26 protein-coding genes and 1 pseudogene are annotated in these 19,661 nt (G+C 68.7%); 15 read left to right on the top strand and 12 right to left on the bottom strand.

Translation table 11 applies throughout. The features are described from left to right. Positions 1-36 precede the first annotated feature (36 nt). Complete coding sequence (locus AB0F52_RS09610) at positions 37-171, bottom strand: hypothetical protein (RefSeq protein WP_360166969.1); 135 nt, start codon at positions 169-171, stop codon at positions 37-39. Between the two features lie 112 nt (positions 172-283). Here AB0F52_RS09610 and AB0F52_RS09605 point away from each other — a divergent pair. Both AB0F52_RS09605 and AB0F52_RS09600 read left to right on the top strand, forming a co-directional pair. Next, positions 284-340, top strand: a pseudogene (locus tag AB0F52_RS09605) (hypothetical protein); the annotation flags it as partial. Positions 341-356: 16 nt separating this feature from the next. Beyond that, the gene (locus tag AB0F52_RS09600; RefSeq protein WP_360168314.1) at positions 357-701 is read left to right on the top strand and encodes a hypothetical protein; all 345 of its coding nucleotides are present in this window, start codon (positions 357-359) and stop codon (positions 699-701) included. Between the two features lie 145 nt (positions 702-846). On the opposite strand, the gene AB0F52_RS09595 is transcribed toward AB0F52_RS09600, so the two are convergent. Next, positions 847-1,179 (bottom strand): helix-turn-helix domain-containing protein, encoded by a 333-nt coding sequence (locus AB0F52_RS09595; protein ID WP_360166966.1) that lies wholly within the window; start codon positions 1,177-1,179, stop codon positions 847-849. 787 nt (positions 1,180-1,966) lie between these two features. Between AB0F52_RS09595 and AB0F52_RS09590 the strand changes: the two genes are divergently transcribed. The 8 genes from AB0F52_RS09590 to AB0F52_RS09555 all read left to right on the top strand — a co-directional run bounded on the left by AB0F52_RS09590 (position 1,967) and on the right by AB0F52_RS09555 (position 7,112). Further along, complete coding sequence (locus AB0F52_RS09590) at positions 1,967-2,227, top strand: hypothetical protein (RefSeq protein ID WP_360166963.1); 261 nt, start codon at positions 1,967-1,969, stop codon at positions 2,225-2,227. 394 nt (positions 2,228-2,621) lie between these two features. Next, positions 2,622-3,035: an STAS domain-containing protein gene (locus tag AB0F52_RS09585; RefSeq protein WP_360166960.1), complete on the top strand. Its 414-nt coding sequence runs from the start codon at positions 2,622-2,624 to the stop codon at positions 3,033-3,035. A 108-nt stretch (positions 3,036-3,143) separates the two neighbouring features. Next, a complete protein-coding gene (locus AB0F52_RS09580; protein WP_360166957.1) occupies positions 3,144-3,458 on the top strand; it encodes an STAS domain-containing protein in 315 nt (104 codons plus the stop codon). After that, positions 3,455-4,393, top strand: a complete 939-nt coding sequence (locus AB0F52_RS09575; protein ID WP_360166954.1) for a sensor histidine kinase — start codon at positions 3,455-3,457, stop codon at positions 4,391-4,393. Before AB0F52_RS09580 ends, AB0F52_RS09575 begins: the two co-directional genes overlap by 4 nt. A 93-nt stretch (positions 4,394-4,486) precedes the next feature. After that, positions 4,487-4,924 carry an ATP-binding protein gene (locus AB0F52_RS09570; protein ID WP_360166951.1) on the top strand — a complete coding sequence of 146 codons (438 nt, stop codon included), beginning with the start codon at positions 4,487-4,489 and terminating at the stop codon, positions 4,922-4,924. A 140-nt stretch (positions 4,925-5,064) separates the two neighbouring features. Continuing rightward, on the top strand, positions 5,065-5,385 hold the full coding sequence (locus AB0F52_RS09565; protein WP_360166948.1) for a hypothetical protein: 321 nt from the start codon (positions 5,065-5,067) through the stop codon (positions 5,383-5,385). Positions 5,386-5,698: 313 nt separating this feature from the next. Next, complete coding sequence (locus tag AB0F52_RS09560) at positions 5,699-6,535, top strand: alpha/beta hydrolase (RefSeq protein ID WP_360166945.1); 837 nt, start codon at positions 5,699-5,701, stop codon at positions 6,533-6,535. Then, a complete protein-coding gene (locus AB0F52_RS09555) occupies positions 6,528-7,112 on the top strand; it encodes a TetR/AcrR family transcriptional regulator (protein ID WP_360166942.1) in 585 nt (194 codons plus the stop codon). The genes AB0F52_RS09560 and AB0F52_RS09555 overlap by 8 nt, the downstream gene beginning before the upstream one ends. A 207-nt stretch (positions 7,113-7,319) precedes the next feature. Here AB0F52_RS09555 and AB0F52_RS09550 read toward each other — a convergent pair whose 3' ends face one another. After that, positions 7,320-8,237: an NADP-dependent oxidoreductase gene (locus tag AB0F52_RS09550; RefSeq protein ID WP_360166939.1), complete on the bottom strand. Its 918-nt coding sequence runs from the start codon at positions 8,235-8,237 to the stop codon at positions 7,320-7,322. A 111-nt stretch (positions 8,238-8,348) separates the two neighbouring features. Here AB0F52_RS09550 and AB0F52_RS09545 point away from each other — a divergent pair, with 111 nt between their 5' ends. After that, positions 8,349-9,002 (top strand): TetR/AcrR family transcriptional regulator, encoded by a 654-nt coding sequence (locus tag AB0F52_RS09545; RefSeq protein WP_360166936.1) that lies wholly within the window; start codon positions 8,349-8,351, stop codon positions 9,000-9,002. 297 nt (positions 9,003-9,299) lie between these two features. On the opposite strand, the gene AB0F52_RS09540 is transcribed toward AB0F52_RS09545, so the two are convergent. Beyond that, a complete protein-coding gene (locus AB0F52_RS09540) occupies positions 9,300-9,971 on the bottom strand; it encodes an NAD(P)-binding domain-containing protein (protein WP_360166933.1) in 672 nt (223 codons plus the stop codon). A gap of 11 nt (positions 9,972-9,982) precedes the next feature. Beyond that, positions 9,983-10,255, bottom strand: coding sequence for an SDR family NAD(P)-dependent oxidoreductase (locus AB0F52_RS09535; protein WP_360166930.1), 273 nt, complete (start codon positions 10,253-10,255; stop codon positions 9,983-9,985). Positions 10,256-10,349: 94 nt separating this feature from the next. Between AB0F52_RS09535 and AB0F52_RS09530 the strand changes: the two genes are divergently transcribed. The 3 genes from AB0F52_RS09530 (at position 10,350) to AB0F52_RS09520 (ending at position 12,142) form a co-directional block, all read left to right on the top strand. Continuing rightward, positions 10,350-10,958, top strand: a complete 609-nt coding sequence (locus AB0F52_RS09530) for a TetR/AcrR family transcriptional regulator (protein WP_360166927.1) — start codon at positions 10,350-10,352, stop codon at positions 10,956-10,958. A 91-nt stretch (positions 10,959-11,049) separates the two neighbouring features. After that, positions 11,050-11,442 carry an ester cyclase gene (locus AB0F52_RS09525; protein WP_360166924.1) on the top strand — a complete coding sequence of 131 codons (393 nt, stop codon included), beginning with the start codon at positions 11,050-11,052 and terminating at the stop codon, positions 11,440-11,442. A gap of 13 nt (positions 11,443-11,455) precedes the next feature. Next, positions 11,456-12,142: an SDR family NAD(P)-dependent oxidoreductase gene (locus tag AB0F52_RS09520; RefSeq protein WP_360166921.1), complete on the top strand. Its 687-nt coding sequence runs from the start codon at positions 11,456-11,458 to the stop codon at positions 12,140-12,142. Positions 12,143-12,264: 122 nt separating this feature from the next. On the opposite strand, the gene AB0F52_RS09515 is transcribed toward AB0F52_RS09520, so the two are convergent. From AB0F52_RS09515 to AB0F52_RS09500, 4 genes are all read right to left on the bottom strand, one after another. Beyond that, on the bottom strand, positions 12,265-12,882 hold the full coding sequence (locus AB0F52_RS09515) for a TetR/AcrR family transcriptional regulator (protein ID WP_360166918.1): 618 nt from the start codon (positions 12,880-12,882) through the stop codon (positions 12,265-12,267). Between the two features lie 4 nt (positions 12,883-12,886). Then, on the bottom strand, positions 12,887-13,393 hold the full coding sequence (locus AB0F52_RS09510) for a nuclear transport factor 2 family protein (protein WP_360166915.1): 507 nt from the start codon (positions 13,391-13,393) through the stop codon (positions 12,887-12,889). Positions 13,394-14,374: 981 nt separating this feature from the next. Then, positions 14,375-15,166, bottom strand: a complete 792-nt coding sequence (locus AB0F52_RS09505; protein ID WP_360166912.1) for a hypothetical protein — start codon at positions 15,164-15,166, stop codon at positions 14,375-14,377. 188 nt (positions 15,167-15,354) lie between these two features. Beyond that, the gene (locus AB0F52_RS09500; protein ID WP_360166909.1) at positions 15,355-15,645 is read right to left on the bottom strand and encodes a hypothetical protein; all 291 of its coding nucleotides are present in this window, start codon (positions 15,643-15,645) and stop codon (positions 15,355-15,357) included. Between the two features lie 206 nt (positions 15,646-15,851). On the opposite strand from AB0F52_RS09500, the gene AB0F52_RS09495 reads away from it, so the two are divergent. Continuing rightward, positions 15,852-16,079 carry a muconolactone Delta-isomerase family protein gene (locus AB0F52_RS09495; RefSeq protein ID WP_360168275.1) on the top strand — a complete coding sequence of 76 codons (228 nt, stop codon included), beginning with the start codon at positions 15,852-15,854 and terminating at the stop codon, positions 16,077-16,079. Here AB0F52_RS09495 and AB0F52_RS09490 read toward each other — a convergent pair. The 3 genes from AB0F52_RS09490 to AB0F52_RS09480 all read right to left on the bottom strand — a co-directional run bounded on the left by AB0F52_RS09490 (position 16,025) and on the right by AB0F52_RS09480 (position 19,626). Further along, positions 16,025-17,635 (bottom strand): amidohydrolase, encoded by a 1,611-nt coding sequence (locus tag AB0F52_RS09490; RefSeq protein WP_360166906.1) that lies wholly within the window; start codon positions 17,633-17,635, stop codon positions 16,025-16,027. The genes AB0F52_RS09495 and AB0F52_RS09490 overlap by 55 nt on opposite strands. Then, positions 17,632-18,969 (bottom strand): MFS transporter, encoded by a 1,338-nt coding sequence (locus tag AB0F52_RS09485; RefSeq protein ID WP_360166903.1) that lies wholly within the window; start codon positions 18,967-18,969, stop codon positions 17,632-17,634. Before AB0F52_RS09485 ends, AB0F52_RS09490 begins: the two co-directional genes overlap by 4 nt. 84 nt (positions 18,970-19,053) lie before the next feature. After that, a complete protein-coding gene (locus AB0F52_RS09480; protein WP_360166900.1) occupies positions 19,054-19,626 on the bottom strand; it encodes a TetR family transcriptional regulator in 573 nt (190 codons plus the stop codon). Positions 19,627-19,661: the final 35 nt, after the last annotated feature.

Here is a 19,661-nt window from a genome sequence, read left to right as displayed (position 1 = left end):
CTCACGCGTTCGCCGGGCCGGTGCTGCCGCGGGTGATCAACCTCGGCCGGGCCGCGGCGGAGTGCCGAGGAAGGGGCGGTGGTCGGGGCCGGCGCAGACGGCGTGACCGGTGGCGCCGCCGGCTCCGCCGATCACGGCCGTCTTGTCCTGGAGCAGCAGACTCGTGCTCATCGGTGTGCCCTTCCGCTATTGGTTGTGGGCCGCGGCAACGAGCGCCGCGTTCTGACGTTCGAGCGCCTTGACCGACCGGGAGGTACTGGGCGACGCCTTGGGCGCGCTGCCGGTGCGGGAACGCGAGGTGCTGCTGCTGTTCCACCTCGAAGACCTCTCGCTCGAGGCGTGCGCGCAGATCTGTGGTGGGACTGCCGCCGCGGACGAAGGTCGCGTTCGCCGTGCTCGTGGCGGTCGGGCTGGCCTGGGCCGCGTTCGGTGCGTGGGCGGTGACGCGCCGGGCTCCGTTGTTCGCCCGCGACCGGGTGATCGCCGGCTGGCTCGGCTTGACTGCTTGGCTGCTGTTCGCCACCGGCGCCCTGGTCATCACGACCCTGCGGCATCGGGTCGAACCCGAACTGCTCGTGGTGGTGCCGGCACTCGGGGGCGTAGCGGTGCTGCGGCTGCGAGCGGTCCGCCATAGCCGGGCCGCGCTCGTGCGCCGCAAGGAGCAGCTCACCCGCCGGCCGGAGTGGCCAAGCCTCCGGTGACGGACAACCAGGAGCTCAGCGTGTGACTACCGGGGCCGCCATCGAGTGCCGGACTTGCGTGGCGCGCCGGTGGTCGGGTATCCGCGCAGCGTCGCGGGCTTCGGCGGCAGATCGGCACGCGGCGGAGCCGCGTGCCGAGTCGGATTCAGTCGCTGGTTGTCAGTTCGGTGTTGCGACGCTGGGCTTCGTGGAGCTGGTCTTCGAGGGTGATGATGCGGCAGGCGGCATCGATCGGCGTGCCCCGATCGACCAGTTCGCGCGCACGAGCGGCCAGGCGCAGCTGGTGCCGGGAGTAGCGGCGGTGCCCGCCGGCGGAGCGTTGCGGGGTGATCAGCCCGGCTTCGTCGAGGCTGCGCAGAAAGCCTTGGGTAGTGCCGAGCATGTCGGCGGCCCGGCCCATGGTGTAACCGGGATAGTTTTCGTCGTCGAACTTGTCGGCCGCACTCGGCGTGCCGGGTCCTGCTTGGTCAGGAATCATTCCACCTCCACATCACAAAGGACCCCGGGTGCCAGCACGGCACCCGGGGTCCTCAAGGGTTGGGTATACACCATTGTCAACCGGCGCGACCGCCGGCTTCCTGCACCCGCACCCGGCACACAACCGGACCATGCGGGGATCGCTCACTCGTGACCGAGCACCACCTCCGAACTCGATGGAACTGCGGCACCCGCGCGGCAAAACCCAACCGCTGCGGGCGATCCAATGATGGTTCCCGCTCCTTCTTTCGATATTCCAGTTACTGCCTACTGCCACTGCACTTGCTGGTACTGCACTTGCTGCTGCGACCGCCACGGCTGGAACCCTTCCACTGATCGGTCCCAGCACGCTGACGCCGCTGGCCACTGCCCGGAGCCCCCTACGTTGATCGGCTCCGGCCACCTGACCGGTCCTGCAACTACTTCACTTCACAAACAACTACGACAAACAACAACTACAACTGCTGATCTTCACGGGCACAGATGCTCCGCCCGCGTCCTGCACTACCGCTCCAGGACCGGCACTACTCGGTCAAACCTCTTCACAACCTCGGTCCTGGAGTACTGCTCCCGGTCACCAGCCGAAACCTTGTTCTCTGGATCGGCTCCGTGCTGCCTGACCGCCTTGTCTCACCTCGCGGGTAGTTACGTCCTCTCCCGCGCCTGCTTGACGTTGTCTCTCTCGCTACGAGAAGAACACTACACACACCCGCCGTTGAATGTCTACTCCGACCGACATAGATTTCCTCGAACGGGTGAGGCCGACGGAGAGAGAAGGGCGCACGACCATGAGTGACGAGGCCGCGGTTGATCCGCTCGGCGAGCGGTACGGCCTTGCCGGGGTGCGCGACATGCGCGAGTACGCCGAAGCCTTGACGCGGTTGCTGGAGCAGGGACGCCGGGAACGGTGGACGGCGGTGCTGTCCCCGGAGGAGGCCTACGCGGCGGCGGAGCTGCTGGGGCAGTTCGCGCAGCTCGATCCGCTGGCCGCGCTGAACCAGCTGGCGGCGTCCTTGGCCAGCCGCCTCTACAGCCGCCTCGGCGCCTGAGCATCCGATGGACGCCGCCGCGCGGCAGGCAGCGTGGCGGCGAGCGAGCGGCCGGACACGGCGGGTCGAGCCCGCCGGCAGCACGAACGAGCAACTGAGAGCATCGAGGTCAGCTGTGAGCTGAACGTGGCGTCGGGACAGGGCGGCGCAGTGAATGGTTGAAGGGCCCACCGATGGGGCACTACCCGACCGTGCCCGACCCGGATCACGCTCCGGAACCGGGCAAGGCGTGTCACACCGCCGCGCGAGGGCACGCCTGACTCGCCGCCTCGTGGCGCACCGGCGGTTCAGACCGGCAGCCGCCCGCAGTTCTTCGGCCTGCCCGCACCAGGGCAGGCCCGCACCGCGGGAGGTTCGCGGCCGATCCGGCTTCCCGTCGACGAGGAGGCCTCCGATGCTCGACGCCGCCCGCACCCCCAGCTTGCGCGAGCCGGCTTCCGGACTCCCCCGCCCCCTCACCATCATGGTCACCGCTCGCCACGAGCACACCACGGTGGCCATCGCCGGCGAAGTCGACTTGGCCGTGACCGCGCGCGTGCAGGACCGGCTGCACGACGAGCTGCGGCTGCGCCCCGAGGCACTGATCATCGACCTCACCCACGTCACGTTCTGCTCCTCGAGTGGCTTGTCCGCCCTCATCGAGGCTGTCCATGACGCCCACGCCCGCGGACTGCCTTGCGCAGTCATCGCCGGTCAACGGGCCGTCCTGCGACCCATCCAGGTGCTGCACCTCGACCGCGTCCTGCCGATCCACGCGAACCGGGCCGGCGCGGAAGCCTGGCTGTCCCTGGTGGCGCGGCTGCGGTGATTCCCGGCCAGTGGTGGCCGGCGCATGTCCCGGGTCACTTCGCTGGTCGATCACCGCGGAGAGACTCGCAAGTCTGCCGGTGGCGGATGCCCAACGTAGGCTGGCCGGGTGACTGATTCTCATCGCAGCCAGTTGCAGGTGGTCCGGATACCGGGTCAACGCGGGGTGAAGGTCATCGGCGACGTCGACCTGAGCACCCGCGACATCTGGCAGAGCGCATTGGAATCAGCGACCGCCGACGGCGCGTCCGCCCAGCTGGATCTCTCACAGCTGTCGTTCATCGACGCCCGCGGCACCGCCATGCTGGTCGCCGCGGCACCGCTCACGCTCACCCGCCCCCCGACGATCCTCCGTAGGATGTTGACACTGCTCTACCCCGCCGAACCGGCGACGATCGTGATCGAAGAACTGGAAGTGTCATGAGCACGCCCGTCAAGACGCGCGGTCACGAGCCGTTCGTCCATCCGGCCCTGTTCTACCGGGATGCCGACGAGTACCTCGCCGGCACCGTGCCGTTCATCCGGTCCGGACTCGCCGCGGGCGAACCGGTCGCCGTGTCGGTCCCCGCGGCCAACGTCGCCCTGCTGCGCGCCGAACTCGGCGCCGACGCCGACCAGGTCACCCTGATGGACATGGGCATCGCCGGACGCAACCCCGGCCGGATCATCCCCGGTGTACTTCGCGCCTTCGCCGACACCCACCCCGACCGGCACGTCCGCATCATCGGCGAACCCATCTGGCCCAGCCGCAGCGACCACGAATACCCCGCCTGCGTCCAGCACGAAGCCCTGATCAACCTCGCGTTCACCGGCCGGGACGTCACCATCCTCTGCCCCTACGACACCCAGAACCTGACACCGGCAGTACTGGCCGACGCCGAAGCGACCCATCCGCTGCTCATCGACGCCACCGGCGAACGCTCCAGCGCCGCGTACGACCCCGAAGCGATCATCGCCGGCTACAACCAGCCGCTGCCCGAACCCGCCGAGGCCGCCGACCTCACCGTCGACGCAACCAATCTCGCCCAGGCCCGACACCTCGCCCGCACCCACGCCCACCAGGCCGGCTTGTCACCGGACCAGGTCGCCGACGTGGAACTGGTCGTCACCGAACTGGTCACCAACAGCATCGACCACGGCGGCGGCACCGGCCGCCTGCGGATCTGGACCGCCGACGGGCACCTCCTGTGCCAGGTCCGCGACCAGGGCACCTTGACCGACCCCTTGGCCGGACGGCACCCCGTCCCACCGGAGGCACACCGCAACCGCGGCCTCCTGCTGGTCAACCACATGGCCGACCTGGTCCGGCTCCACACCAGCACCGACGGCACCACCTTCCGCGTCCACTTCCGGCTATGACCGCCGGTGACGCAGCCACGGCGGACGAGACGTTTGCGCAGTGACTCACGGGGTATGCCGATCGGGTGAGCAACGTCAGGGAGAACCCGCACGGTGCGTGGTGACCACGTCGACGGTGCCGCGCCCTGGGTCATCGACCTGCGTGGCACCGACCCGTCGGCCCTGGCTCGGATACGCCGATGGGCCACGCGCCTACTTCCCCACCTCGGCACCGAACACCGCCACGACGTCCTGCTGGTGATCGACGAACTGGCCGCCAACGCCTACCTCCACGGCGGCAGACCGGTCCGGGCCCGCATCACCGCCCTGACCACCCCATGCCGTGTGGTCGTCGAAGTCGACGACCTCTCACCGGCGCACCCACTCCCTCCCACGTCGCGATCGGACCCCCACGACGCCCCCCGGTACGGCATGTCCCTGATCCGCGAGCTCACCGACACCTGGAGCGTGCACGACAACCCGGACTCCGACGGAAAGACCGTCTGGGCGCGGCTCTCCTGCGGCAGCCAGGCCCGAGCACCCTGCCCCTGACCACGATCGGTTCACCCCCGATGCCCACGGCACACCATGGTGGTCGCCGGGCTCAGCGCCTACGTCGGCTACAGCGCCATCCGGGCAGCCGAGCCGGTCACCGAGGCTGACGCGAAACCGGCTCCCTACACCCCCCGGGCTTGGGCGGGCCTGCACATGAGCGGTCCGCCGGGTGGGGCGAAACCAGCTTCGACGAAATCCACGCCGTCGCCGACGCCCCCGTCACGCCGGCCGCTTCCCCGTCGTCGTCCTGGAACCCGGACTCGGCTTCGCCGCACCGCAGATTCGCCGGGCACGTCGTCACCACCAAGACCGTCTACATCGGCCACTCCGGACTCAACCGGCCGTTGATGATCATCGGCAGCCGGAGTTCCTGCGTCACCGGAACATGCGAACCGGCCACCGCGGGCGACCAGGCGAGGGTATTGGCCACCGCCCGGTGGGCAAACTACCTCTGCTGACCGCCTGGCTCAGCAATCCCCGCAACAGCACCGCGAACGCGGTATCCACCGAGGGGCCAAGGCCCGCCGGGTCACCCGCGACGGCCCGGCCCATCTCCAGAGGCACGCCGGCCCGCCAAGGCCTCGACCACGCGGTGCCGACTGCTTGCGGCATCTGCCGTGGACCAGACTGCCCAGCGATCGGCGCGGTAGCGCATCCGCATCCTCTTCACCGTGATAGCGCTGGTCGAGCGCTTGCGCGGGGTACACGTTGACACCCGAAGCTAACACCGATAGCTTTTAGCTACAGACGTTAGCTTCCGTGGAGGACATCGTGCCCGAGTACTTGAACATCGCCGGCAACACCATCGCCTACGACGTGAGCGGTGAGGGCCTTCTCGTTGTTCTGGCGCACGGCATGGGTGACAGCAGGCACTCCTACCGGTTCGTCGTTCCGGCTCTGGTCGCGGCCGGGTACCGGGTCGCCAACGTCGACATCCGCGGTTGCGGTGACTCCAGCCTCGGCTGGGACGGCTACAGTCGTACGGACATCGCCGGTGACCTGGTCGCGCTCGTACGCCACCTCGGCGGTCCGGCGGTGATCATGGGGCAGTCGATCAGCGGCGGCGCCGCGACCATCGCTGCCGCCACGGCGCCCGATCTGATCACGGGCGTGGTCGAGCTGGCGCCGTTCACCCGCAAGCAGTCGGTCTCTCTGGGTGGGCTGCTGCGGGTCAAGCGCCACCGGGCCGGTTCCACCCGGCTGGGTATGACCATGGCCCTGGGCAGCCTGTCGGCCTGGAAGAAGTACCTGGACCTGGCGTACCCGACGAAGCCGGCGGACTGGGCCGGCGAGCTGGGCCGGATCGAAGCCAAGCTGAGTGAGCCCGGCCGGATGAAGGTATTGCAGGCCATGTGCAAGACCGCGCCGACCGACGCCGGCGCCCAGCTGGTCAACGTCCGTTGCCCGGTGCTGGTCATCGAGGGCAGCCTCGATCCCGACTGGGCCGATCCGCTGGCCGAGGGCGAGAAGATCGTCGCCGACCTGCCTGACGGGCTCGGGGAAGTGGTGGTCATCGATGGCGCCGGTCACTACCCGCACGCCCAGACCCCCGACGAGGTCGTGACACTGACCTTGCCGTTCCTGGCCAAGACGCTGGCCAATGCCTAGGGCCGGGCTGGACCCGGCGTCGGTCACCGAGGCCGGGGCCGCCCTGGCCGACGAGGTCGGCTTCGAGCGGCTCAGTATGGGTTTGGTGGCTGAACGGCTCGGGGTCAAGACGCCCTCGCTGTACAAGCACGTCGCCGGCCAGGCCGACCTCGCCCACCGGATCGCCGTCCTGGCCATGAACGAGCTCGCGGACGCCATCCGCGACGCCATCCAGGGGCGTTCCGGCAAAGAGGCGCTTGTCGCCGGAGCGCATGCGATGCGGACGTACATTGTGGAACACCCCGGCCGGTATGCCGCCGGCAACACCGCCGTCGTCACGGGGCCGGACGACCCACTGGTCCCGGCCGTCGGTCGCGTCCTCGACTCCTGGACGGCCATGCTGCACGGGTACGGGCTGGATCCCGGCCAGGAGATCCACGCCCTGCGGATGCTGCGCAGCCTCCTGCACGGATTCTCGTCCCTGGAAGCGATCAGCGGTTTCCAGATCAACACCCACGTCGATGACACTTTCACCTGGATGCTCGGCTTCATCGATCAGGGGCTGAAAGCCCACCGCCACAGTCGCGGAACCGGGTGAGCAGTTGCAGTGGTCCGGCACGCTCATCTCCGAGCGGCTGCTCCTCGGGAGGCGCTCATTCATCCTCCTCGGCAACGAGGGGCCTCGATGAGCGACAACCTCGCTCACCTGATCGAGCGGATCATCGTCAGCGCTTCACATGCTTCACCGATGGAGGCAAGCACACGCCCATGCCCGAGACCCGCAGATCGAGCGTATGCAGAGCACTCAGGGGCGCACACGAATGACAGTCTTGCCCTTGCGCCGCTCGACCGGGTTCAGCACAGGGACGGCGTCGTCGAGCGTCGCGACAGCGCCAATGTGCGCGCGAAGGCGCCCGTCCCGCACCCGGTCGACGATCTCCACCAGCTGACTCGGAACGGACTCGACGACGAAGTCGATCGCGAGGCCGTCGACCGGGCGAGCCTCGGCGAGCCCAACCACCGACACCAACGTCCCACCAGCTCGGATGATGCTCGCCGAGCGCCGTTGGACGTCACCACCGATGACATCGAAGACCAGGTCGACCCCGCCGACGTCATCGAGATCGTCGTGGTCGAGGTCGAGGAACTCGTTCGCGCCGAAGTCGAGCGCCGCCTCTCGGTCCGCCGCCCGCCCGGTACCGATGACGTAGGCGCCGAACTCCCGGGCCAGCTGCGTCACCACCGACCCGACCGCGCCGGCCGCGCCGTGGGCGAGGACGCTCTGCCCCGCCCGGAGACGACCGTGCCGGAACAAGCCCTGCCACGCGGTCAGGCCGGAGATCGGCAGGCTCGCACCCACCGCGAAGTCGACGTTCCCCGGCAGCGGCGCCAGATTGCGTGCCTCCACGGCCGCGTACTCGGCCAGAGTTCCATCACGGTGCCAGTCGGTGATCCCGAACACCCGCTGCCCCAGCGAGAGTCCCGTCGTGCCGTAGCCGAGGGAGGAAACCACCCCGGCGAACTCGTGGCCGATGATCGCCGGGACTCGATCGTGACCGGAGCGATCGACCCACGTCGAGGGCCACTCCCACTCCGCCGGAACGAAGCCCGACGCATGGACTTCAACGACAACGTCGTTGATCGCCGGCGTCGGCTCCGGCCGCTCCGCGAGCGTGATCCCTGCTGCCTCCGCAGCCCGATCCGTCGCAACGATTGCCTTCATCGGTACCTCCGTAGATCTCGTGCTCACTATTTTGGGCTAGCTAGCCCACTTATTGCAGTGAACACCCCGCAAAATGGGCTGTCAAGCCCACTCTGGGGTATCGTGTGCGGTATGGAAGCCACCACGGGTGCTCGGGTCCGCCAGAAGCTCACGGACAAGGGGCAGGCGACCCGCGCCCGCATCCTCGAGCACGCCGCGGAGCTGATCTACACCAAGGGCGTCCACGCGACGAACAACGAGCAGCTCCGCCGCGCAGCAGGCGTCAGCGGCTCACAGCTCAACCATTACTTTCCGACCAAGGAGAGCCTGGTCCTCGCGGTCATCGAGTGGCAGGCCGAACGCGTCCTCACCTTCCATCGCAGTGAGCGGTTCACCCACTTCGACAGCCTCGACTCGCTCCGGGAATGGGCAGGCCACTACATCGCCTACGAAGGCTCCTACCAGGAAGGCTGCAGCCTTGGCTCACTCGCCGCCGAGATCATCAAGACCGACCTCGACGTACGCACGGAACTCGCCAACGCGTTCGAGCAGTGGCGAGACATCTTCCGTGATGGACTCGAACGCATGCAGCGGCACGGCCGCCTCAGCGCCGAGGCCGACCCCACTCGACTGGCCTGCCTTCTGTTGGCTGCCTTCCAGGGTGGCATGCTCCTCGCCCAGGTCGCCCGCGACACCGCCCCGCTGAAAGACGCCCTGCTGGCAGCCATCGACCACGTGCAGACCTTCGCGACGTTCCCCGCTGCCGGCGTATCCGAAGTTCGGTAGCCCTCACGCCTTCGGCCTGGCGACTTGCTGGGCCGATGCGACCAAGGGCGGTGCTGCCTGCTCGGGGTGCTGTTCACCGACGTGGGCCGGTACAGCCGGCCCCCGGATGCCGTGACGGCGCAGCTTGTGCAGCGCTGGCAGGCGTGCGTCCGGGCCCCTGTCGAAGCCGCGCAGGCCGCTGGTGAGGCCAACCCGGCACTCGACCCCGAGACGACGGCCGCGGCGGCGGTCGCCGCTGTCCAAGGTGGAGTGACCGTCCTGCTTCCACCGGCTCGGCGGCCCATCTGGAGGCCGGGCTCAACCTCTGTCTCGACCACCTGTTGTCGTGATTCGTCGCGCCCGGGTGAGGTTGGCGATCAGCTCGTCGCGGGTTTGGTGCTGGAGCGCGTCCCACGCGGGTTGCCCGGGAGCGCTGCGCCATGCCTCGCTGAGCGGGCTGTTGTCGACCGCGTCGAACCCGAACCTGTCGTAGAGCCGTGTCACGAGTTTCACGGCTCCGGGAAAGTCGCTCGAGACCGGCAGCGCGAGCCGGCGGGGGTGGCCCGCCGGCCTGCCCGCGGTGGTGATCCGGGGAGCTTGGATGTGGGTGAATGCCTGGACGACCATCGAGCGCGGGAGGTGTTCTTGCCGTAGCTCGTACACGGTCTTCTCACCCGAGTCGATGACCGGGATGTGGCCGTCGCGCCAGATCATGTAGTTGTTCGTGTCGAGAACGATCTTGCCTGCCAGCTCGGCTGCCGGCATGTCTTTCACCACCTTGAGCGGCACGGCTACGACGGCGAAATCGCCGGCGGCCGCGGCGGTCGCGGCGGTCGCTGCGCGGGCGGCCGGGCCGAGCTCGTCGACGAGGTTTCTCAGGGTCTCGGGCCCTCGTGAGTTGGCCAGGACGACTTCGTAGCCGTTCGCGATCGCTGCGCGGGCGATCTGGCTGCCGACCTCACCGGCGCCGATGATGCCGATCACTGTCATGGGTTCGTTCCTCAGATCTGGTTCAGGCCGCCGTCGACGTACAGGCGACCGGAGCGGGGGTGAGCGCCGACACCGCGGGCGTGTCGGTCGGACAGGTCCGAAACGTCCCCGGCCACCGCGGTGACCCCGGACCCGATCCGCTCGGCGGCCGCGACGAGTTCGGTCTTGCGCCGACCGGTGATGAAAACGTGCGCACCTTCGGCTGCCAGCCGCACCGCGCTCGCCAGGCCGATCCCGGCACTGCCTCCGGTCACCAGCGCGGTCTTGCCCTCGAGTAATCCCACGCAAGCACCCTCCGTCCAGATCTGCATCGATCGTTGCAGAATCGGACCGTACCACCTTCCGCATCGATCGCTGCGAAACAGCTAGACTGCGGAGGTGGACACCAAACGGCGCCGGCCCGCCGGCCGGCCAAGGGGATTCGATCCCGACGAGGCGCTGGAGCGCGCGCTGCTGGTGTTCTGGGAGCACGGCTACGAGGGCGCCAGCCTGGCTGCCTTGACCGAGGCGATGGGCATCTCCACCACCAGCATGTACGCGACCTTCGGCAACAAGGAAGAGTTGTTCCGCAAGGCCCTGGAGCGCTACACCGAAGGGCCGAGTGCCTATTTCGCCCGCGCCCTGGAAAAGCCCACCGCACTGGAGGTCGTCACCGCGCTCATCGCGGGCACGATCCGGACGACCACCCAACCCGCCGGACCCCACGGATGCCTGGGCGTCCAAGGCGCCCTGGCCACCGGCGACTCCAGCCGGGCGGCCCGCGACCTGCTCGTCAGCTGGCGTGACGACGGCTACTCCGCCCTGCGTGCCCGGTTCGAGCGAGCCATCGACGACGGCGACCTGCCGTCCGGCGCCGACCCCGCCGTGCTCGCCCGGTACGTCACCGCGCTGGGTTACGGCATCGCCGTGCAGGCCGCCGGCGGCGTCCACCGCGACGAACTCCAGCAGATGGCCGACGCCGCCCTGCACGCCTGGCCGCTCGCGTAACCCTTCCCAGATTCCGCATCGATCGATGCGGAATCTGCTACAGTCGGATTACGCATCGATCGATGCACAAGTCGACGAGATCAGAGGCGCCATGTCCGACACCGACCTGCGCGAGTTCTACCTGCGCTACCTCGAGCAGCTCAACGCTCACCGGTTCGACCGGATGGCCGAGTTCATCGCCGACCGGACCACCCTCAACGGCGAGCCGGCCACCCGCGACGACCTCCTCGCCGTCCAGAAAGCCGACGTCGCCGCGGTTCCGGACCTGCACTGGGAACTGAAGGAACTCCTCTTCGACGGCGACCGGCTGGCCGCCCGCCTGACCAACACCGGCACTCCGGCCCAGGAATGGCTCGGTGTCGCCCCCACCGGCACCTCGTTCGAGATCACCGAGTACGCCATCTACCAGGTCCACAATGGACGGTTCATCCACATGACCGCCCTGCACGATGCCGGTGAACTGCGCCGGCAGCTGACCGCCTGAAAGCGAGAAACCCATGACTGTCACCCTGATCACTGGCGCCAACAAGGGCATCGGCTTCGAAACCGCGAAGCAGCTCCTGGCGCAGGGACACGACGTCTACCTCGGCGCCCGCGACCCCGAGCGGGGCGAGAAGGCCGCCGCCGACCTCGGCGCGCGATTCGTGCAACTCGACGTGACCGACGACGCCTCGGTGAGCAACGCGCTGGCCACGATCGGCGCCGCCGAAGGCCGGCTCGACGTCCTGGTGCACAACGCCGGCATCCTCGCCGGCGAAGCCCTCGACGGCCCCACCGCCCTGCGCGCATTCGACACCAACGCCGTCGGGATAGTGCGCGTCACCGAAGCGGCGCTCCCCTGGCTGCGCAAGTCCGCCAACCCCACCGTGGTCACCGTTTCCAGCAGCGCCGGATCCTTCTGGGCGGTCAACAACCCCGACCGGCCGGAGTACCACCTGCCGCTCGCGCTCTACTCCGCCTCCAAGACAGCGGCCACGATGCTGACCGTCCAGTACGCCAAAGCCCACCCCGGCGTCAAGTTCAACGCCGTCGAACCCGGCACCACCGCCACCGACATGACCGCGGCCTTCGGTATCGGACGTTCCCCAGAAGAAAGCGCCAAGACCATCGTGCGGCTGGCCACCCTCGCCGCAGACGGCCCCACCGGCACCTTCCAGGACGAAAACGGGACCCTGCCCTGGTAGACGGTTCGCCGGTGCCGCCAAGGCAGGCCGTCTCCCGGGCGCCGTTGGTCGCCTCCGCAACGATGTCGGCGTTCTTGTACCGGGCGATCTCGTCCATGCTGCCCGCGACTGCCCGGCGGGGCTCAGGGGTGATCCGGGTGGTCCACCAAGGACGCGAGGATGACGTCCTGCGCCGCGCCGACGGTGGCCGCGTAGGTGGCCGGGGCGCGGCTGATGCGTTCGGCGCCCGCGCGCATGGCACCGGACAGCAGTTCGACCGTGAGCGGCACATCACCGACGTCCCGGAACTCCCCGCGCGCGATGCCTTCCCGGACGACGTTCTCCACTTCGGCCACGATCGCGTGGAATGGGCCGCCCGGCCCTTTCGGCACTTCGGCGACCGGCAGGCCGGAACCTGGCCGGAACATCAGGTGCAGCGCCTGGTCCGTGCACGCCGCCAGGACTGCCTCGACGATCTCGCGCATCCGGTCGGCGGCCGGGTCCGCCGTCCGCGCGGCGATGGCGGCCACCCGCTCGAGCAGCGGACGGCACGCCCGCCGGGTCAGGGCCAGGACGAGGGCGTTCTTGTCGCCGGCGTAGTTGTACAAGGTGTTGCGCGCGAGCCCGGCGCGGGCCGCGATGTGACCCATGGTGATCGCGTCGAAGTCGTGCTCGAGCAGCAGGTCCCGAAGCGCTTCGGCCAGGTCGGCCCACACCAGTTCGTGGTGCTCCTCGATGCTGGCTCCTCGGATCCGCGGCATCCGGTCATCCTGCCGCCGGCCCGGCCACGCCCGCCTCGCGGGGTTGCTGCCCGGCGGCCACGGCGGCACCCGACAGGTGCGCGTTCTCCTGGTACGTCGCGGTCAGCTTGACGCGGCTGAGGCGCCAGCCCTCCGCCGTGCGGACCGCTTCGTTGTCGTAGAAACCGGCCACCAGCCAGCGGTCGGGCCCACCGCGCGCGAGGGCTTCCGGAACCCAGTGTTCGGCACGGACGTGCGCGTGGATCGTCGCAGTGTCGCCGTCGAGCTCGATGACGTGCCCGCTGATGACGTGGTGGGTGGCGGTGAAGGGCGCGAAGGAGGCACGAAGGATTTCGACGTAGTCGCGCAGGGGCGTGGTCATGGGCGGGATCCCGGCGACTGCCTCGAAGTCGAGGGTTACCGGGTCGGTGAAGACCAGCCGGGGCAGCTCGGCGTACTCCTTCAGATCCGCGATGTCGGCATACCGGCCGAGCAGTTCGACGAGATCGGCACGATCGGCCAGCGGGTTCATGGGAAACTTCCTCTCCAGAGTTTCAGGACAACCTGTCGCAAAAGTTTACGACAGATTGTCGCAAACAGCAACGCGTGAGTTGGCCTGGGAACCGCAGAGTCGAAGGTCCCCCCTGGGTGATGAAGCCCGCCTCCCGCCGGACTGCCGTGGCGCCGGTCGGTCACTCTCGTAGTACTCGCCGAACCGGTCACCCGCCGGGAACGGCACCGGTTCGAGTCCCCGGCTCGCCAACACGGGAGACTTCGTCACCGACCTGGGCAGGACGACGATCGCCGTACGCTGCACCACCCGGCCGCCGCGGAGGCGTACCCCTCACAGTTCGTCGTCGGCGATCTCCAGCGCGGCGACCGGCTCCTCGACCATGTCGCCCGGCCGCGCACCTCCCAGCCGTGACAACACGGGCAGTGCACGACGTCGCGGCCCCATCGTTCGTGCACGCCCGGGATGTCGGGAAGCTCGTCCCGTACCCCGGTGGTGACGAGCAGTCGGCCGCCCTGTACGAGCTCACCTCCGGTGAGCGTGACGGTGAAGCCGGTGTCGGTTCGAATGGCGGAGACCGCCTCGCCTTGCTTGGCCACTCCGCCGTACCCGGTGACTTCGCGCCGGCCAGTCTCGAGCAGTTCCACGGGAGTGATGCCGTCCTGACCCAGTACCAAGTGGACGCCGGAGGCCGCCGTGTCCGGGGCTGTCCTGCGTCGATGACAACGACGAAGATCACAACATGAATGTCGTTGTCGGGCACGGTGGTTACCGTGGTCGAGCAGGTGGTCGCGTTGCGAGGGTCTTGCGGATCTGCAAACTCCAGTCACCAACACACGCCCCCCGCCCGCCTTGCACCCGCGGGCGAGCCCACCGGCCGAGGTCGACGATGACCCGTCCGATGTAGCCGCAGTACAGCGCATCGGCGAGCACCTCGTCGAGCGGCTCCGCACCCACCACCTCACCACCACATGATGCCGGGCCTCTCCCGGTCGTGCGGGACTACGCAGGGTTCTCCGCGACGGCGAGGTAGTCCGTGTAGATCTGCGGTGAGCCAGAGAACGACGCCAGCTGCTTCCACTCCTCGTACATCTGCTTGGTGTCGCGGTGGGCGGCCGCGAACTCCGCAGCCTCGCCGGTGGCGATGTCGGGCTCGGGATAGAAGACGTCCAGCGCCTCCAGGCTCGCGATCTCCATCATCATCACGTACTGGTCGAGGCGGTTGCCCCGCTCGCCCTTGAGCACGTGGAACCGCCAATCCGGGTAATCGTCGATCCGGTGGTGGTTCTCGGCGATGAACCGATCGAACACCTCCTCGGTCACACCGGCGCGCAACGCCAGGTTGTGGATCCCGACGACCCGGGCGACGGGCTCCTCCCCCGGACGGTCGCGGTAGCGGGGGCCGGGCGTGACCGTGCTCCGCGGATTGTCGGCCAGCAACCGGTAGTCGGTGAACAACGTCGGCAGCTCAGCGAACGTTCCCAGCCGCCGCCACCGCGCCAGCACCGCCTCCGCCTCGGGGTGCCGCGCCCAGAACAGCCGAGCCGGCTCGGTCTGCTCACCCCGGGCCGTGACGTAGCGGTCGCGCTCCTCGGCGCTCTCGATCTCGTACAACATCAGGTACTGCCCGGTCCGCTCTCCACGCAACCCGCGCAGCAGAGTCCACCGCCACCCCGGGTACAAGGGCAGGTGAACGCCTTCACCACGCACGAAGGTCTCGAACTCCTCCGGCGTGACACCAGCCTCCGTGTCGATGGCGATGTACTGGAAAGTGAAAACCGACGAGCGTCCCATCGCGTCCAATCCTCGGGCCAGGAAAGGGAACGCGCGTCCGACAAGCACGACTCCCCTGCACCACATCCTGCCAGCTCCAGAGCAACGGGGCCCGCGAGATCCCCACTGGACGCGATCCGACGGATCCCGCCGTCTGTGAAGATCAACCAGCGTCAGCGCTACCAGGAACAAGGTGGTGCGGTTCACCGTCACACGCCGCTGCGTTCAGACCGACGAAGCGTGCCCTTGGCGGCGCGGCTCCAGAGTTCGCGCTGGTGAGGTTGAGGTCGTTGCCCGGCGTTCCTGGGTTCGCTCGCGACGGGTCTCGTCATGACACGCTCCAGCATGAACTTCGACGACTCGACTGCCCGCTCCTCCCACGCGAACACGCACACCGTCGCCACCCCGTCGAACTCAATGTCGCGCTGAGTGCCGAAGAACGCGTCCCAGTCCACCTCGCCCTGGCCGACCCGCCACGGCCACACCAGCACCCAACCCACGAACCAGCCGCGGCCGAAGACCCTCTACATCCGCGAAAACGACCTCGTCGACCAGATCAACATCCGACTCGGCGACCAAGAAAACGACGGCCACACCACGCCGGAGCTTGACCGAACACGACAGACGCGTGGCAGGCGCCCGACCCGTCGCTGGTGTGGGTCGCGCGATTCCGGGCGGCGCCACCACCTGAAGACGAAGAAGCCGAATCGGGCGCCGGCTTCGACGTCGTGCTGACCGGTACCGCTTCCAGGACGGGCAAACCACGACGCGGGCCAGCTTCTCGGTCTTCGAAGTCGAATCGAACGACGAACTGCACGACCTGCTCTCCGCGCTCCCACTGATGTCCTCCTTGGACATCAGTGTCACGGCACTGGCCCGTCATCCTTTCGAAGAAGACCGCGAGAAGACCGGCCGTCCCTCGAACCAGGTCTGAACGATCTCCGTCCCAGCGAGCTCGACAGGCTCGACAGCGAACGGGTCCCGATCGAGCACCACGAAGTCGGCCGACCTGCCTGCGGCCAAGGAGCCGATCTCGTCCGCGAGACCGACGGCAGCGGCGCCGCTCGCCGTGTACGCGTCCAGGGCTTCGCACACCGTGATGGCCTGCTCGGGCCACAGCGTTCCGGGATGCGTGCCGTACGGGTTTGCCCGCGTGACAAGACCGGCGATCGCGGGCCACGGGTTCGGATCGGGGGCCACCGGCCAGTCCGAGCCGCACGCTAGGCGTGCCCCCGCGTCGAGGAGCGAGCGGTTGGGATGAACCCGGGTGGACCAGGAGGCGGGCAGGATCGAGCGCATGACGTCGACGATGTCGCACGGGAACCACAACGGCGGGGAGATCTCCGCGACCACGTCGAGCGGGGCGAACCGGGGAATGTCCTCCTCGGCGACGTACTGGCCGTGGGCGACGTGGACGATCGCCGACACGCCGGAAGCCCGTACCGCTTCGACGGCGTCGAGCACCTGGCGAACCGCCGCCGAGCCGGTGCAGTGCACCTTCACGCCGAGCCCTTCGCTGTCCGCACGGCGGAGCCAGTTCTCCAGTGTCTCCTGGTCCATCACCGTCGCCCCGCGGAAGCACTGGCCGTGGTCCGCACTCGGGGCGTACGGGTCGAGGAACGCCGCGGTGTAGGTCGGCGGGATACCGTCGAGGAACACCTTGGCGAAATCGGGCCGGTGGTGCCGGGTGCGAGTCTGCTCGCGCACGGCGAACAGCTCGGCTCCGAGCTTCTCCGCACCGATGACGAAGTCGTTGACCAGCATGGCCGAGACGGCCCACCCGTTCAAGCGGTGGTCTTCGTCCAGCCTGGCCAGTCCGCGCAGCACGCCCTCGGTGGCCCCGGCGTCGAGGAACGCGGTGATGCCCCGCGAGTTCATGAGCTCGACGCCGCGTGCCGAGCACGCCGCCCAGAACTCCGGGTCGGCATCCGTCGCCTGCGCGAAGGCCTTCTGGACGAGCGCTCCCGCGGCCTCGATCAGCACGCCCGTCGGGGCGTCGATTCCGCTCGCCGCCATCGCCGCGGTGTTCGCCCACTTGTTGTGGTGGGAGTCGTCGGTCAGCAGCACCTTCTTGCCGGCCGACACGGCGTCGAGAGCCTTGAGGGCTGCGGGGTCCGCGAGTGCGTCGAGCAGCCCGACGCCCCAGGTGCCACCGGTGACCCACTCCTGATCCGGGTGCGCGGCCACCCAGGCACGAACGGCTTCGACGATCTCCGCGACCGTGGCCGTGCTGGGAAACCGAACTTCGAAGAGTTCGGCCCGGCCCGCGAGCGCGTGGTGGTTGTGGGCGTCGACGAGCCCGGGGACGACCGGTGCCCCGTCGAGGTCGACGACCTGCGTCCCGGAGCCGATCAGCTTGCCGATGGTCTCGTCGTCGCCGACCGCGACCAGCCGTCCACCGGAGGCGGCGAAAGCTTCGGCCGGTGCGGCACCAGGAACCATCGTGTGCACGATCGCGTTCCGCACGACGAGTTCGGCAAGGACAGTCACGACAGGCCTCCGCTCAGTTCGACCTTGGCCCGCATCCTCGCGGGTGCCGTCTCCGGGAGCATGAGCAGGCAGACGAGCGAGACCGCGAGCACCGCGGCGAGGTAGTAGCCGACGTTCGACGCGTTGCCCGTACCGGCGACGATCCGGTTGGCGATCACGGGAGCGGTGCCGCCGCCGAGGACCGCGCCCGTCTGGAACGCGATGCCCATGCCCGTCTGTCGCTGCTCACGGGGGAACAACTCGGTGAGATAGGTGTACATGGGGCCGAACAGCAGGCCCGTCGCGAAGAACCCGAGGATGATCGCGGCGTCCGTCGAAGCCACCGTGCCGTGCTCGGCGAGGGGGAAGATGACCAGCGCGGCGGCGATCGAGACGATCGTGCCCGCGATCATCACCGGACGCCGGCCGACCCGGTCGGACAAGTGCGCGCTCAGCACGTTCGCCACGCCGTGCAGCAGCAACCCGGCGATGCTCCCGATGATGATCGGCTGGCGGGGCAGCGCGAGACCGTCCGGTGCCGGGGCGGTGGCGTACGAAAGCATGTAGATCGACAGGGTGAACGCGATGGCGTTGATCCCGATGCTGAGCCCGGCCGCGAGGAGCAACCGCCGCCAGTGGTCACGGAAGACCTGCACCACGGGTACTTGCCGCCGGACGACGGACTTCTCCTCCCGCATCATCTCCTGGAACACCGGGCTTTCCGCCACTCCCTTCCGCATCCACAGGCCGAGCAGCAGCACTACTCCGCCGAACAGGAACGGCACGCGCCAAGCCCAATCCCGGACGCTGTCCGGAGGCGCCAGCAGCACCAATGCGAAAGCCACGTTGGCCAGGATCGTGCCGGCCGGAGCCCCGAGTGCGGTGAAAACACCGTATCGTGCGCGTTTCTCCGGGGGTGCGTGCTCGATCGCCAGCACGGCGGCTCCCCCGCTCTCACCGCCACCGGTGAGTCCGTGGACCAGGCGCAGCACCACGAGCGCTATCGGCGCCGCGACGCCGATCTGGGCGTACGTGGGCAGCAGCCCCATCACGACCGTGGCCGCCCCCATGCCCATGAAGGTGAGGAGCAACGCGCGCCGCCGCCCGTAACGGTCACCGATCCACCCGAACAGCAGCGCACCGATCGGGCCCATGAGGAAGCCGATTCCGAAGGTGGCCAACCCCATGAAGGCCGCGAACCAGGCGTCGTCCGCCCGGAAGAAGGTGTCCGTGAACACCAGCGCGGTCGCTGTGCCGTAAATCGCGAAGTCGTAGAACTCGAGCGAAGTGCCTACGCCGCTGGCGAAGGCGATCCGCGCCAAACTGGATTTGCGCTCTGGAGCGACATTGCTCATAGTCAGGCAATGTAGGTAGCCGTCCGGACCGTCTCCAGTGGAGACTTCCCCGACGTGCCTGAAGGAATCCCGTACGGCCGGCCGTCAGCCGCGGTGGGCTTTCCCGGCCGCGGCGTAGGTTTCGAGCAGCTTGCGCAGCACCTTCACGGCGTGCTCGGTCCGCGTGGTGTCGGCGAAAGCGGTCTGCTGGAAGACCAGGCCGTCCAGGGCGGCGCAGACCAGATCGGTCAGGTCCGGGTCGTCGAGGCCGTGGCGGGCGAGCTCCTGGTGGGTGGCGACGCGGTAGGACTCGTTGACGCGGCGGACGGTGTCGCGCAGTTCGGGTCGCCGGCGAGCCTCGAGCATCAGCTCGTACTGGAACGCCTGCGCGTCGGGGTCGGCCACGACCAAGGAAACGAGCCCGCGGGCGAAGCCGTCGAAGCCGGGCAGGTCCGACGTCAGCTCCGTACCCTCGATGCTGCGCTCGACGCAGTACACCAGCGCCTCTTCGATGAGCGTCGCGCGGTCGCCGAAGTGATACCGGACGGAGCCGTGCGTGACCCCCGCCTCGGCCGCCACCGCGCGGTAGGTCAGTCCCCGCAGTCCCTGGGTCGCGACGATCCGGATCGTCGCCTCCAAGAGGGCCTGCCGGCCGCTCCCGTACGCCACTCCGCTCATCGTGCCCTTCCCGACGCTCGTCCAGGACAAGCGTA

Origin of the sequence: Amycolatopsis sp. NPDC024027 (assembly GCF_040638975.1) — a bacterium.
Classification (GTDB): domain Bacteria; phylum Actinomycetota; class Actinomycetes; order Mycobacteriales; family Pseudonocardiaceae; genus Amycolatopsis.
The sequence above is the reverse complement of the archived record's forward strand: the minus strand, read 5'-3'. Positions and strand labels throughout refer to the sequence as shown.